The organism is Flavobacterium sp. B167r (assembly GCF_056824315.1).
The window spans coordinates 2,921,119-2,934,820 of the sequence record NZ_CP124859.1 but is presented as its reverse complement, the minus strand read 5'-3'; the positions used below and the strand labels follow the sequence as shown (position 1 = coordinate 2,934,820).

Annotated in this window: 12 protein-coding genes; 7 read left to right on the top strand and 5 right to left on the bottom strand. The window is 33.7% G+C overall.

Annotated elements, in window-relative coordinates; translation table 11 throughout:
* Positions 1-3: 3 nt before the first annotated feature.
* Together QLQ96_RS13105 and hutH are read right to left on the bottom strand one after the other, a co-directional pair.
* Complete coding sequence (locus tag QLQ96_RS13105) at positions 4-648, bottom strand: DUF47 domain-containing protein (protein WP_482491074.1); 645 nt, start codon at positions 646-648, stop codon at positions 4-6.
* A 49-nt stretch (positions 649-697) separates the two neighbouring features.
* The gene (gene hutH, locus QLQ96_RS13100) at positions 698-2,212 is read right to left on the bottom strand and encodes a histidine ammonia-lyase (protein WP_482491073.1); all 1,515 of its coding nucleotides are present in this window, start codon (positions 2,210-2,212) and stop codon (positions 698-700) included.
* 648 nt (positions 2,213-2,860) lie between these two features.
* On the opposite strand from hutH, the gene thrA reads away from it, so the two are divergent.
* The 5 genes from thrA to QLQ96_RS13075 all read left to right on the top strand — a co-directional run bounded on the left by thrA (position 2,861) and on the right by QLQ96_RS13075 (position 9,560).
* Positions 2,861-5,308 carry a bifunctional aspartate kinase/homoserine dehydrogenase I gene (thrA, locus tag QLQ96_RS13095; protein WP_482491072.1) on the top strand — a complete coding sequence of 816 codons (2,448 nt, stop codon included), beginning with the start codon at positions 2,861-2,863 and terminating at the stop codon, positions 5,306-5,308.
* Positions 5,309-5,450: 142 nt separating this feature from the next.
* Positions 5,451-6,371: a homoserine kinase gene (locus QLQ96_RS13090; protein WP_482491071.1), complete on the top strand. Its 921-nt coding sequence runs from the start codon at positions 5,451-5,453 to the stop codon at positions 6,369-6,371.
* Positions 6,372-6,518: 147 nt separating this feature from the next.
* Positions 6,519-7,808, top strand: a complete 1,290-nt coding sequence (gene thrC, locus QLQ96_RS13085) for a threonine synthase (RefSeq protein WP_482491070.1) — start codon at positions 6,519-6,521, stop codon at positions 7,806-7,808.
* 239 nt (positions 7,809-8,047) lie between these two features.
* Positions 8,048-8,497 carry a hypothetical protein gene (locus QLQ96_RS13080; RefSeq protein WP_482491069.1) on the top strand — a complete coding sequence of 150 codons (450 nt, stop codon included), beginning with the start codon at positions 8,048-8,050 and terminating at the stop codon, positions 8,495-8,497.
* A gap of 265 nt (positions 8,498-8,762) precedes the next feature.
* On the top strand, positions 8,763-9,560 hold the full coding sequence (locus QLQ96_RS13075) for a hypothetical protein (protein ID WP_482491068.1): 798 nt from the start codon (positions 8,763-8,765) through the stop codon (positions 9,558-9,560).
* Positions 9,561-9,627: 67 nt separating this feature from the next.
* On the opposite strand, the gene QLQ96_RS13070 is transcribed toward QLQ96_RS13075, so the two are convergent.
* Both QLQ96_RS13070 and QLQ96_RS13065 read right to left on the bottom strand, forming a co-directional pair.
* Positions 9,628-10,020 (bottom strand): helix-turn-helix domain-containing protein, encoded by a 393-nt coding sequence (locus QLQ96_RS13070; protein WP_482491067.1) that lies wholly within the window; start codon positions 10,018-10,020, stop codon positions 9,628-9,630.
* A gap of 100 nt (positions 10,021-10,120) precedes the next feature.
* Positions 10,121-10,891, bottom strand: coding sequence for a hypothetical protein (locus tag QLQ96_RS13065; protein ID WP_482491066.1), 771 nt, complete (start codon positions 10,889-10,891; stop codon positions 10,121-10,123).
* 285 nt (positions 10,892-11,176) lie between these two features.
* Between QLQ96_RS13065 and QLQ96_RS13060 the strand changes: the two genes are divergently transcribed.
* Positions 11,177-12,193 carry a hypothetical protein gene (locus QLQ96_RS13060; protein WP_482491065.1) on the top strand — a complete coding sequence of 339 codons (1,017 nt, stop codon included), beginning with the start codon at positions 11,177-11,179 and terminating at the stop codon, positions 12,191-12,193.
* Between the two features lie 167 nt (positions 12,194-12,360).
* Entirely contained in the window at positions 12,361-12,867 is a 507-nt protein-coding gene (locus QLQ96_RS13055) for a GNAT family N-acetyltransferase (RefSeq protein ID WP_482491064.1), read from the top strand.
* 116 nt (positions 12,868-12,983) lie between these two features.
* Here the strand turns inward: QLQ96_RS13055 and QLQ96_RS13050 are convergent, their stop codons facing one another.
* Complete coding sequence (locus QLQ96_RS13050) at positions 12,984-13,556, bottom strand: Crp/Fnr family transcriptional regulator (RefSeq protein WP_482491063.1); 573 nt, start codon at positions 13,554-13,556, stop codon at positions 12,984-12,986.
* Positions 13,557-13,702: the final 146 nt, after the last annotated feature.

Below are 13,702 nucleotides of genomic sequence, written 5' to 3'. Positions count from 1 at the left end.
GAATTAAGAATGTTTTACAGAAATAGATTCTAGTATATTCGCAACACTCTTACATTTGTCTGTTGCTGATTCTAAAACAGATAACACTTCTTTGTATTTGATAATGTTTTTAGCATCTGTTTCGTTTTCAAAAATTTCAAAAACTGCTTTGTTATATACGTTATCAGACTTGTTTTCTAATTTATTAATTCTAGAACAAGCGTCTTTAATAATCTTAAAGTTCTTCAAGTTTCTCAACTCTTTTACAGCACTATCAATATTTTGACAAGCTTCAAGATTGATTTCTGTCATTTTTCTGATAGATTTTGTAATCTTATCAACCTGATACAATCTCATACGGCTTGCAGCACCATGAAGATAATCTGCTACGTTATCAATTGAAGTAATTAAGGTGTGAATATCTTCTCTATCAAATGGAGTAATAAAATTTCTACTCAATTCTAAATTGGTCTGACGTGTAATGTCTTCTCCTTTTTGTTCTAATTCGTCAATTTTTTGAAAAAGAATCTCTCTTTCTTTTAATGGTAAATTTACAGCTTCGTGTAAGTTAGAAGCTAATTCAATTAAATTGCTTGAAGCTTCTTCAAAAAGTGGAAAGAATTTCTTGTCTTTCGGCACTAAAAATTGGAAAATACTGTTTATTGACATTTGTTTATTTTTGATAGCGCAAAATTACCTTCAATAACACGTTTCAGTGTTAAGCCATTGTTAACAAATCGTTTTCAATTTGAAAACTCGAAAGAAATAAAACCGTGTTTTCTATGTCATTATGCAAGATTCTGTCTTCTTTTACTAAAGGCACTATTTCTCTGTAACTGCTTAAGAACATTTCAATGAAATCGCTTGATTTTAAAGGCTCTATATATGCAATTGCTTGTGAAGCATTTAACAATTCGATCGCTAAAATACGCTCCAAATTATCTAAAATTCGCAAGGCTTTTGTAGCTCCATTTGCTCCCATGCTCACGTGATCTTCTTGACCGTTACTCGAAACAATACTGTCAATACTTGCTGGAGTTGCCAATTGTTTATTCTGGCTAGCAATACTTGCTGCGGTATATTGTGGAATCATAAATCCTGAATTTAATCCTGGATTGTCCACTAAAAATGCTGGAAGATTTCTTAATCCCGAAATTAACTGATACGTTCTTCTTTCAGAAATGCTTCCTAATTCTGCTAAAGCAATTGCCATAAAATCAAGCGCTAAAGCTAAAGGCTGTCCATGGAAATTTCCTCCCGAAATAATCTGATCTGCTTCAATAAAAATATTCGGATTATCTGTAACCGAATTAATTTCTGTTTTGAATACTTTTCTAACATAATCAATCGCATCCTTTGAAGCTCCGTGAACCTGCGGCATGCAACGGAAAGAATAAGGATCCTGAACGTGTTTCTTTTCTTGAGTAATAATTTCGCTTCCGTCTAAGAATTCAGTAATTCGTTGTGCCGTTACAATTTGTCCTTTGTGCGGACGAATATAATGTATCAATTCGTTAAAAGGTTCGATTCTTCCATCAAAACCTTCTAGAGAAATTGTTCCGATTAAATCGGCTAAGTATGAATATTTGTAAGCTTTAATTAAAATATGCGCTCCATAAGCACTCATAAACTGAGTTCCGTTTAACAAAGCCAAACCTTCTTTTGACTGTAAAACAATTGGTTCCCAATTAAAATGTTTTAAAACTTCTGCCGAAGCTACTTTTTTCCCTTCAAAAAGCACAACTCCCTCACCTATTAAAGGCAAAGACATATGCGCCAGAGGTGCCAAATCTCCAGAAGCTCCAAGTGAACCTTGAGTATATATTATTGGAAGAATATCATTATTAAAGAAATCAACTAATCGCTGTAATGTCACCAACTGAATCCCAGAATGCCCATAACTCAACGATTGGATTTTTAGTAAAAGCATCATCTTCACTATTTCAGCAGGAACTTCCTCGCCTGTTCCGCAAGAATGCGATTTTACTAAATTCTCCTGAAGTTTAGATAAATTTTCATTTGAGATTTTCACACTATATAATGAACCAAAACCTGTGTTGATTCCGTAGATTGGCTCTGTGTGTGATGCCATTTTCTTATCTAAATAATCGCGGCATTTTTGAACATTTACTTTAGCCTCTTCAGATAATTCTAGAATTTTATTCTGCCCTAAAATTTCTTGCAATGTTTCTAAAGTGATCGTTTCCGTACTTATATAATGGATCTCTCTCATGATGATTTCAAATTTTGAACGCCAAAATTCAACAAATCAATATTAAAAAGCAAAAAATTATCACAATAATTAAAGTTTCAATAAAAATTGTTTGCCAGCTTTAAACATCTTTTTAAATCAGAATATCCTGTTTAGACCCGTTTTTAAGCTCTTTTCAGATTAAAATTCAATCTCTTGCATAGATTAAATCCCAAAAAAACGTATTCTAAAATATATCAAAACATCAATTTAACATATCCAATTTTAGCAATTACTCAATATTGAATTATAGAGATTTGAATTATTAAAATATTCGCAAAAAAGCTTTTTAAATTTTTAACTCATATAAAAAGCCGTACTTTTGAAAAATCAAAAATGAAAAGTAACAGCATAAAATATCAATCTACAATTATTACAGCTCAAACAAGAGTTGCAATTGCTGCTACCACTATTTCTACTACAACAACTACTACCCCATAGGGGTATACATTTTTACATATAAACACAGGTTATCTATACTTTTTTCTTGAAAGAAGAGAGTCATTGGATACATAAAAACTATTGCATCAAAAGAAAAAAAAACAGCAGTCACAGTTTTAAGTTACAGTTCACAGTTGACAACCTTTGAACCTTTGTTACTCAAAACCTTTGCACCTAAGAAATAACAAAATGAAAGTATTAAAATTTGGCGGAACTTCTGTAGCCAATGCTCAAAATATAAAACTCGTTCTCGAAATTGTTAACCAAAAAGCAAAACAAGACCAACTAGTTGTTGTAGTTTCTGCTCTTAGCAAAGTAACCGATTTATTGCAATCTGCAGCGGCAAAAGCAGCGGCAAACGACGAAAGCTTTAGAGAAGTTGTTGCGGAAATCGAGAAAAAACACCTTGACACTTTAAAAGAGCTGATTCCTGTAAGTGAACAAAGCAGTCTTTTAAGTCATGTAAAAAGAATTATCAATCATTTAGAAACTTTATTGGACGGCTGTTTTCTTTTAGGCGAATTGTCTCCAAGAACTGCTGATACTATTTTAAGTTTTGGAGAATTACTTTCTTCATTTATCATTGCTCAAGCGTATCAGCAAATTGACAAAGATGCTATTTATAAAGACAGTCGCGAATTGATTAAAACTGATAATAACTTCGGAAAAGCTGCGGTTAACTTCGAAGTTTCGAATCAATTGATAAAAGATTATTTTGCCGATAACAAAGTAAAAATCAATATTGTGCCTGGATTTATCGCGCAGACTATTGACGGAATCACTTCTACTTTAGGGCGTGGCGGATCTGATTATACTGCTGCAATTATCGCGGGAGCAGTTGACGCTGAACAACTAGAAATTTGGACGGACGTAAACGGAATGTTTACTGCGAATCCTAAAATTGTAAAACAAGCGCAGCCAATTGCAAATATCTCGTACCAAGAAGCAATGGAATTGTCGCACTTTGGAGCAAAAGTTTTGTATCCGCCAACAATTCAACCTGTTTTAAGAAAAAACATTCCGATTTTAATCAAAAATACTTTTGAGCCAGAAGCAGAAGGAACTTTAATTTCTGATGTTGTTTTATCAAAAGATACTGTTGTAAAAGGAATTAGCCATATCGATAATATTTCACTTTTAACGCTTGAAGGTCCAGGAATGATTGGAGTTGCGGGTTCTTCTACACGTTTGTTTGAAGTATTGTCTCAAGAAAAAATCAACGTAATTTTTATTACTCAGGCTTCTTCTGAGCATTCAATTTGTATTGGAATTTTAAATTCTGATGCTGATAATGCCGAAGCTGCCATCAATAAAGCTTTTGAAATTGAAATTTCACAAAACAAAATCGATCCTTGTTATGTAGAAAAAGACCTTTGTATTATTGCTTTGGTTGGTGAAAACATGAAAAATCACCAAGGTTTGAGCGGAAGAATGTTCAGTACTTTAGGAAAAAACAACGTAAACATTCGTGCGATTGCACAAGGTGCTTCTGAAAGAAATATTTCGACTGTAATTAACGAAAGAGACGTTAAAAAAGCGTTGAATACTTTACACGAAAACTTTTTCGAAGAAAACACAAAACAGCTGAATTTATTTGTAATGGGAGTTGGAAATGTGGGTGAGAAATTCATCGAACAAATTCACAGCCAAAGAAAATTCTTAAAAGATGTTTTAAAGATTAATGTTCGTGTAATTGCTTTATCAAATTCAAGAAAAATGATTTTTGATGAAGACGGAATTTCTTTAAAAAGTTGGGATGCCGCTTTAAGCGAAGGTGAACCAGCAAGCATTGAAGAATTCATCAAAAAAGCAAAAGAACTGAATTTACGAAACAGTATTTTCGTTGATATTACAGCAAATGCAACGGTTTCTGAAGCTTACGAGAAATTCTTAAAAGAAAGTATTGCCGTTGTAACTTGTAACAAAATTGCCTGTTCTTCTGCTTACGACAACTATAAAAAACTAAAAAACTTATCACGTCAATACAACGCTCCGTTTTTATTCGAAACGAATGTTGGTGCGGGATTGCCAATTATCGATACTGTAAAAAACTTGATTGCTTCGGGCGATAAAGTGCATAAAATTCAAGCGGTTTTATCGGGAAGTTTGAACTTTATTTTCAACAATTTTGATGAGAATAATTCTTTCCACGATGTGGTTAAAGAAGCTGGAGTTCAAGGTTTCACAGAACCAGATCCAAAAATCGACTTAAGCGGAATCGACGTTGCTCGTAAAATCCTGATTCTAATTCGCGAAAGCGGTTACGAAATGGACATCGACGCTATTGCAAACGAATCGTTCTTACCTGCAGAATGTCTGGCAACAACAAACAACGATGATTTCTTTGCTTCGCTAATTAAACATGCAGCTCATTTTGAGAACATTTACAAAGAAGCTTTAGCAAAAGATTCAAGATTGAAATACGTAGCGCAATTCGAAAACGGAAAAGCAAGCGTAGGTCTTCAATTTATTCCGAAAGATCATCCTTTCTATAATTTAGAAGGAAAAGATAATATCGTGCTTTTCTACACCGATCGTTATGTAGATCAGCCTTTATTGATCAAAGGAGCCGGTGCTGGTGCAGCTGTTACAGCTTCAGGAATTTTTGCTGACGTTATTAGAATAGGTAATGTTTAGTGAGTAACAAAGTGACAAAGCAACAAAGGTTCAAAGTTTTTCCTTTAGTTGCTTTATCAGTTTGTTCCTTTAAAATTTAAAAAATAATAAGTAGTAAAGCCTTTGTCACTTTGTCACTTTGTTACTTTGAACCTTAAAAAAAATGGAAATAAAACTATTTTGCCCAGCAACTATCGCCAACCTCTCATGCGGATTTGACGTTTTGGGACTTTGCTTAGACAATGCGGGTGATGAAATGATTGTTCGAAAATCAGATCAAAAAGGAGTTCGAATTACTAAAATCGTTGGTGCTGATTTGCCTCTTGAAACAGAGAAAAACGTTTCGGGTGTGGCGGCTTTGGTGATGTTGGAAACTTTGGACGAATTGGATTTTGGATTTGAAATTGAAATCTATAAACATATCAAAGCGGGAAGCGGAATCGGAAGCAGTGCTGCAAGTTCTGCCGGAGCGGTTTTCGGAATCAATGAATTATTAGGAAGACCTTATTCTCGTAAAGATTTGGTTCAGTTTGCGATGCAGGGCGAAAAATTAGCGAGCGGAAACGCGCATGCCGACAACGTTGCTCCTGCCCTTTTAGGCGGATTTACTTTGGTAAGAAGTTACGCGCCGCTTGATATTATCAGAATTGATAGTCCGGAAGAATTGTACGCAACGGTGGTTCATCCTCAAATTGAATTAAAAACTTCTGACGCTCGTTCCGTTTTAAAACAAAACGTTTCTCTAAAAAGCGCCATCATGCAATGGGGAAATGTAGGCGGACTTGTAGCAGGTCTTTACACCAAAGATTATGAGTTAATCGGAAGATCGCTTCATGACGAAATCGTAGAGCCTTTAAGAAGTGTTTTAATTCCTGGTTTCGACCAAATCAAACAAACGGCTTACGAAAACGGCGCTTTAGGTTCTGGAATTTCAGGTTCTGGTCCGTCGATTTTTGCTTTAAGCCGAGGAAAAGAAACCGCAGAGCAAATCGCAAAAGCCATGAGTGAGGTTTACGAAAAAATGAATTTACCGTATGAAGTTCACGTTTCGAAGATTAACCCCGATGGTGTCCGCATCCTTTAGGATGAGTCGCTGTAAGCAATAGGCTTTAGGCATTAAGCTTAAAATCTTTGCGGAAAAATAGTAAACAAAAAAATGAAAAAGCATTAAGCTAAACACATTTTAGGAAAAGCCTAAAGCATACAGCTTAAAGCCTAAAGCAATAAAATAATGAAATACTACAGTTTAAACCATAATGCCCCAAAAGTTTCTTTTCAGGAAGCTGTAATACAAGGATTGGCGAGTGACAAAGGATTATATTTCCCGGAAAACATTACGCCTCTTGATCCTTCATTTTTTGATAAAATCGAAAGTTTAAGCCACGAAGAAATTGCTTATGAAGCGATTAAACAATTCGTTGGTGACGAAATACAAGCAGAAAAATTAAAAGAAATTATTGCCGATACTTTAGTCTTTGATTTCCCTGTTGTAAAAGTAGAAAACGGAATCTATTCGCTAGAGTTATTCCACGGACCGACAATGGCGTTTAAAGACGTTGGAGCGCGATTTATGTCACGTTGTTTGGGTTATTTCAATAAAGACAAAAAAGACGCTAAAAACACAGTTTTAGTTGCGACTTCTGGAGATACAGGAGGCGCAGTTGCAAGCGGATTTTTAGGTGTTGATGGTGTTGATGTTGTCATTTTATATCCGTCTGGAAAAGTGAGCGATATTCAGGAAAAACAATTGACTACTTTAGGACAAAATATTAAAGCGCTTGAAGTTGATGGTGTTTTTGACGATTGTCAGGATATGGTGAAAAAAGCGTTTTTAGATGAAACTTTAGCGCACAAAAACCTGACTTCGGCGAATTCTATCAATATTGCGCGCTGGTTGCCACAGATGTTTTATTTCTTCTTTGCTTACAAAGCATTCAAGAGCCAAAACAAACCATTGGTTTTCTCTTGCCCAAGCGGAAACTTCGGAAATATCTGTGCTGGAATTATGGCAAAAAAATTAGGTTTGCCAATTGAGCATTTTGTTGCTTCGACAAACGTAAACGACACCGTACCAAGATTCTTAGAAAACGGAAAATACGACCCGAAACCTTCTAAAGCGACGATTTCTAACGCAATGGACGTTGGAAACCCAAGTAACTTTATTAGAATTCAGGAATTATACAATAATGATTTAAAGGCTTTTGAAAAAGATTTTTCTTCGTACAGCTACACCGACGAAGAAACGCTAAAAGCCATGAAACAAATTTACAACACCGACGGTTACATCGCAGAACCTCACGGCGCTGTTGGTTATTTAGGTTTGAAAAAAGAACTTGAAAAATACCCGAACGCGATTGGTATTTTCTTAGAAACCGCTCACCCAATTAAATTCTTAGATGTGGTTGAACCGGCGCTGGGAATTACGCTTCCTATTCCAACACAAATTGAAAGTGTTATTAATGAGGAGAAAGTTAGTGTGAAGATTGGAACTTATGAGGAGTTGAAGAGTTTCTTGGGGTAAAAAAAATATAATAAATGATTAAAGCGAGTAATTTTTTTTACTCGCTTTTTTATTTGCATAAGCCTAATAAGTATATCGACTACGGAAATCCGTATAAATTAGCAATGAAAAATACTTATATTTGAAAATAAGAAAACGAAACGCACTTTCGATTAACTGCACGATTTTAGGTACGCATGCGAAAGTTTGCTTCGCAGATAAATGAGTTAGCAGAAATTCAAAACCCAATTTGATAAAAAATGAAGCCAGTATTATTAATATCAATAAAGTATCTTTCAAAAATTAAAGAAGACTTAAAACTTTTTGATAGTTCATTTGTCGGACAAGGAACTTGTATACGAACGAACACTAGCCCATCAAAATGGGCCTATGTTGCTATTAGAATAAGTCCTTCTGAATCTCGATATCATATGGTAACATTTTTGGAAAATACAATCGAATTTCCAGAGTCTTATAAAACTGAAATTACTGAAGTCGTAGATGCATTCGCACTTATATACACATTTTGGACTGGAGAAATTGCGAACTTTAAATTTGAAATTACTGATGCTGTATTTAAACCCGCGGAAACAACTTACAATGATTTTTATATGGCTACGGTTAACGCTATTATAAATGCGTTCAATTCGTCATTACATATTCCCGAATTGGAGAAAGTAAATAATTTTAAAAGCAGTTTAAAAAAATAAACTTCCCCACGCTAGTGCGAGCATCCTGATCGAGAACACAAAGAATTCAAAAACCAATTGGAACGTGCACGAGCGGGACGCTCGCGCTAGCAAGGGGAAAATAAAAAAGTTTTACTTGAAATAATAGCATTCCATTATGACAGATAGCAAACGTCACCCTCGTGAAAACGTTTACTTGGTGCAGCAATTTTTCAAAGTTGTAAAAGAGAAATAGACAGAAGAAATATGAGTTTTTTTTAATTCAAATAACCTTAAATAAAAAATTATGGAATTTAATATCTATCTCAATACAAATCTAAAAATCTCCCCAGCCCTAACAGCACAAACAATAATTCTTAAAACAGATGAAATAAAAGACATTTTAAAGAAGCATTACGGAACAGATGAAGTAAAAATATCTCGTCAAGATGAACAGATGTTATTTGAACTAATTAAATCAGAAACTAATAAAGATACTTTAGATCAATATTTCAACCAAGGCCTAATTATAAATTGTGATATTTTAACGCATTTACTTAATTTTTTAAACGATTTAGCTTTAGCTTTAAGTTTGTACTTGAATAGTAAAAAATATATTTCAGAAATAAGTATTGAAGATCAAATGCATAGAAAACCTATTGACAATATACCTTTTGACCAATTTCAGAAATTGCCAATGATTTATGCTCATTCTTTTCTTGATTCTATTGTTAAAATAGCAAATACTATGTTTGTTATGACTAGAGAAAATAAAACACCTTTAATCCCTGAATCTTTTAGAACAAAGTTAAATCTACTTAAAGAGGAATTTGATGTTGAGTTTCCAAATGTTAGAGATATTAGACATTCATGGCAACACATAGAAGACAGAATGAGAGGAAAAGGGCAAAATGAAAGGGATTTACAAACTAATTTACTAATACTATCTTCTCTATTTAATGATGATTTAACTTACACAATAGCCGATGGAACAACCCAATCTATTACAATTGGCAAACATACATTTAGGCGAGCAGAATATTATGTCCAAAATGTATTTGATTGTTTCGAATGGATAAATGGTGAAAGTGAATTTCCATATTAGTGTTTAAACAAAAAAAGAGACCTCACCAAAGGTCTCTTTTTTAATTTAATATATCTTCAAAAAACAATTATTTCCCATTCAATAACTTCTCCAAATACTCCACTTTATCTTTTTCAGCTTGCACCAAACGTTCGTAAAGTTCAACTACTTTATCTAAAGGATTAAAAGTACAACCGTAATTAAGACCGGCATTCACAATACCATTATCGTGATAAGTATTACCAATAATATTTAAAACCGCTTCTTCCGAAAAGTTTTTAATTCCTTCAACAGAAACCTCAAGAGCTTTTGCAATCTCAATTAGTTTTTGTTCGTCAACCGTTTCGCTGTTTTCAATAATAGAGATAGACTGTTGATTTGTACCCAAAGCCTGTGCTAGTGCTTCCTGTTTCATATCTTTAAGCTCTCTAATACGGCTTATGTTTCTGCCGATATGTTTTGGTTTTATTGCTGTACTCATAATTCAAAGATATTTAAAATTCTTAAACGAAAAGAGATTGCTGTAAAAAACAAAGCTACTTTTGTAAGATACGCTTTTCAATTCTATATTTGAACGCAGATTACTTCTTTGTGCCCAACAAATACAAAATCTTTGTTGGTCCGGACTTTACTTTCTTTATTTCCCAATTAAAGTTTTCTTTATTTTTTAAGTTAGAAACCAAAGCATTCATTTCTTCAACAGAATACGTTCTTAAAGACGAAACTACGCCGTCCCAGAGAATCAAAATCGGCACAATCGGAATAAAATAAGTGAAAATAATTCTGCCAATGTGAAACGGTCTTATAAAAGGCGTTGTCGCTAAAACACTAATTGGCGAAAAGATCATGGCCATAATACTCTGAAAACTTCTCTCCTGTCCTTCAAAAATGGCAATCGAACTGTTAGTATCAATAGCATTTTGCAGAATCTGCTGCGCATCTTTCGGTTTAAAATGATGAAAAGATAGAAATTGCGTTCGAAGTCCTTTTAAGTTTTCGGGAACGTTTTTGGCGTTGATTGGTGTTTTTACAAAATCGAAATTATCGGCTTGTTTTTGTGTATGTTCGAATGCAGGAATATTAGGAAAATAATCCGTGAGCAGAATTTTCAAATCGGGATTGTTTTTTCGCAATTCGGTATTGAGCCAGATTAATCCGCCTCCGCCACCCGATGCAAGATCAATAATTTGATTGGTTTGGCTTTCTTTTAATCCTTTTTCGATTACGGGAACTATGCCTTTGTACATCGCAGTTTTGTTCGAAAGAAACTGCAAAAAATCAGTGATATAATTTCTAATAAATTCTGGAAGCCAATGCTGATCTTCAAATTCGAACAAATGAATTCTGCTCATGCTTTATTGTTTTTGGTTTTTATACAAATTTGAACAATTTTATTTAAATATTTACTTACCGAAATTTAAAATCTCTTCTTTTTTTACTTCTCTCTTTACAGAACAAATGTATATTCCCATTAAAAACAAACTCCTAAGAAGAATTAAAAATTGTTTTAGAAAAGGTTTTGCAAAAAATCTAATTTTACGGGTTTACGTAAAAAAAAGTTGAAAATGTAACTTATTTTTACATTTTTATAATCTCATCATTAAATAACTAATAACTCAAAATAGATTAAAACAAGAATGAAAAAAATTACCGCCCTACTTCTATTTATTACATCAACACTGTTTATTAGCTGCTCTTCCGATGAAGATTCAAGTCCACAGGATCCTGCACCGACAAAACCTGAAGTTGTCGATCCACAAGATCCTTCACCAACTACACCAGAAATTGACGATCCAAGATTGCCAAATCAAAAACTCTTTAGACCAGCTGTGAAGCTTTTTCCTAATAAAGATAACTTAAAAAGTATTCTAAAGATCGATGCGGCTACAATAACTAAAGATGCTACTGGGAATGAATTGAAAAGTGACATTACAGAAATAAAGTTTTCATACAACTCTAAAGGAAGATTAAGCTCTATAGATAGTAAAAGCAGTAGCACTAATAATTTTATTATTACAAGTAATTTCAATTACAACGACTCTGACGGTTTAATTGCTAAGACTCATCCCACTGATGTTTATCAATTAGATAGTAAAGGGTACATCACTAAAATAACGGATAAATATGGAAAAATATTAAATCTGTCTTATGACGAAATTGGTCGTTTAATAAAGCAAGAGGGAAGTTTTCCATATAATCAATCAGTGAGAACCTCTGATTCGCCTGACGCTAGTGTTGAAGATCGTGTAGGAAAAAAAGAAACTAAAACTACATACAATTATGTTGGTGATAAAATTTTTGTGGAGACAATAGATAACGAAAAAGACTATGTCAAAATTACCTATATCGACAATAAACTTGTTAAGACTATTGAAGATAGGATTACAGTAACTAATTTCGAAATTACTGTAGATTATAGTAAGGCGGGAATCTATTCCAGTGAACCTATTTTTAGAGAAAATTTCGGAGATTGGCTTCATGTGACAGAATGGAAAATTAAAACTGCTGTTGATGGCGTAGCCAAATATGATTATAAATATGATTATGATTACAACTATGACAGTAACGGATATTTGACAGTAATGACTCAAACATTCACAAACACATATGGTGGCAAACAAATGATCAGAAGATTAGATTTTACCTACGAATAATGATTTTCACATAAAGACGAATGGTTGCAATTTGACAGAACATTCGAAATAAACATAAGAAATGGCTTTAACCAAAAACTAAAAAATTTGGCTAAAGCCATTTTCTACTATAACTTTGTTCCCTACAGCTAAAGCTGTCGGCAATTCATTTTTTTTTATTAAATAACATGATAACAAAAGCATTACTCGAAGATATTCCAGCATTAACCATTTTAATCAACTCGGCTTACAGAGGCGAAACGTCTAAAAAAGGCTGGACAACCGAAGCGCATTTACTAGAAGGAAAAAGAACTGATGAACAAGAAATGACCGAAATTTTTCTTGATCCAAAAAACACAATTCTGAAATTTACAGAAAATGATAAAATTATTGGTTCGGTTTTATTGGTAGAGAAAGGGCATCAATTGTATTTAGGAATGCTGACCGTTTCGCCAGAACTTCAAAACAGCGGAATCGGGAAAAAGCTTTTGGCTGAAGCCGAAAATCATGCTAAATTTTTAGGTTTATCAAGTATTATTATGACGGTTATTTCGGTTCGTGAAGAACTTATAGCTTGGTACAAACGTCACGGTTATGCAGATACAGGCAAACGTGAAGCTTTTCCAGAAAGCGGCGTTCATGTTACGGTTTCTGAAATTCCTTTGGAGTTTATTTATTTGGAGAAAAATATTTAAGTTTTTTTTGCTTCTAAGGCACGAAGACACTATTTTTTAATCCCGCAATCTCGATAGTTATCGGAATTGCGGGATTTTATTAACCTTTGCTCCTTTGTTTCTCTGTCCCTTTGAAATTAAGAAACTGTTCTCTTTATTTTCGATAGAAACTCATGAGAAACGCCCAAATACGATGAGAGATTCTTGTTGTTTATCGAACTTACTTTTTGCGGATATCGTTCTTTAAAATCTAGATATCGCTGTTTGGAAGTTTTTTGGAGAACATCGAGGAGTCTCCGCTGGATGGCAACATTTGCACGCTCAATCATTAGAACATGAAACTTAATGAGTTTCGGAATTACAGCAAATAAATACGCTTTCTGCATTTTAGTGATAACCACAATTTCGCTGTCTTCAATGGCTTTAATGTTGTAGGTGGTTGGTTTTTGATGGTAAAAACTTTCCAGATCACACATCCATTCATTTTCGAATGAGAAAAATATAACGGTTTCCGTACCGTTTTCATTTAAAATATAGGTCTTAAATGATCCTTTCAAAATGAATCCCTCATAACTGTGATTCGAATTTTGAATTTGCAGAAACTGATTCTTTTTCAGCTTAATAAGTTCTGCTTTTGATAAAATGGTTTCCCATTCTTCATCTGTGAGCGGAATTTTTCGCTCAATGTTTTTTCTTAGTAGGTTGTACATTCCTTGTGGTTTTTTGTTTGGGCATAAGTTTGGTTATCAATACATTATTTGTTAGGGGCTTAAACAATGTAATCGATTACGTAAAAGTACTCTATTTGTGGTTTTTTGTAAATTTAGAACTGTTAAAAAAACACATTTCGTATATT

Coding starts and splice junctions, on each gene's coding strand:
- QLQ96_RS13105 (WP_482491074.1), bottom strand. CDS start 648: ATGTCAATAAACAGTATTTTCCAATTTTTAGTGCCGAAAGACAAGAAA.
- hutH (WP_482491073.1), bottom strand. CDS start 2,212: ATGAGAGAGATCCATTATATAAGTACGGAAACGATCACTTTAGAAACA.
- thrA (WP_482491072.1), top strand. CDS start 2,861: ATGAAAGTATTAAAATTTGGCGGAACTTCTGTAGCCAATGCTCAAAAT.
- QLQ96_RS13090 (WP_482491071.1), top strand. CDS start 5,451: ATGGAAATAAAACTATTTTGCCCAGCAACTATCGCCAACCTCTCATGC.
- thrC (WP_482491070.1), top strand. CDS start 6,519: ATGAAATACTACAGTTTAAACCATAATGCCCCAAAAGTTTCTTTTCAG.
- QLQ96_RS13080 (WP_482491069.1), top strand. CDS start 8,048: ATGAAGCCAGTATTATTAATATCAATAAAGTATCTTTCAAAAATTAAA.
- QLQ96_RS13075 (WP_482491068.1), top strand. CDS start 8,763: ATGGAATTTAATATCTATCTCAATACAAATCTAAAAATCTCCCCAGCC.
- QLQ96_RS13070 (WP_482491067.1), bottom strand. CDS start 10,020: ATGAGTACAGCAATAAAACCAAAACATATCGGCAGAAACATAAGCCGT.
- QLQ96_RS13065 (WP_482491066.1), bottom strand. CDS start 10,891: ATGAGCAGAATTCATTTGTTCGAATTTGAAGATCAGCATTGGCTTCCA.
- QLQ96_RS13060 (WP_482491065.1), top strand. CDS start 11,177: ATGAAAAAAATTACCGCCCTACTTCTATTTATTACATCAACACTGTTT.
- QLQ96_RS13055 (WP_482491064.1), top strand. CDS start 12,361: ATGATAACAAAAGCATTACTCGAAGATATTCCAGCATTAACCATTTTA.
- QLQ96_RS13050 (WP_482491063.1), bottom strand. CDS start 13,556: ATGTACAACCTACTAAGAAAAAACATTGAGCGAAAAATTCCGCTCACA.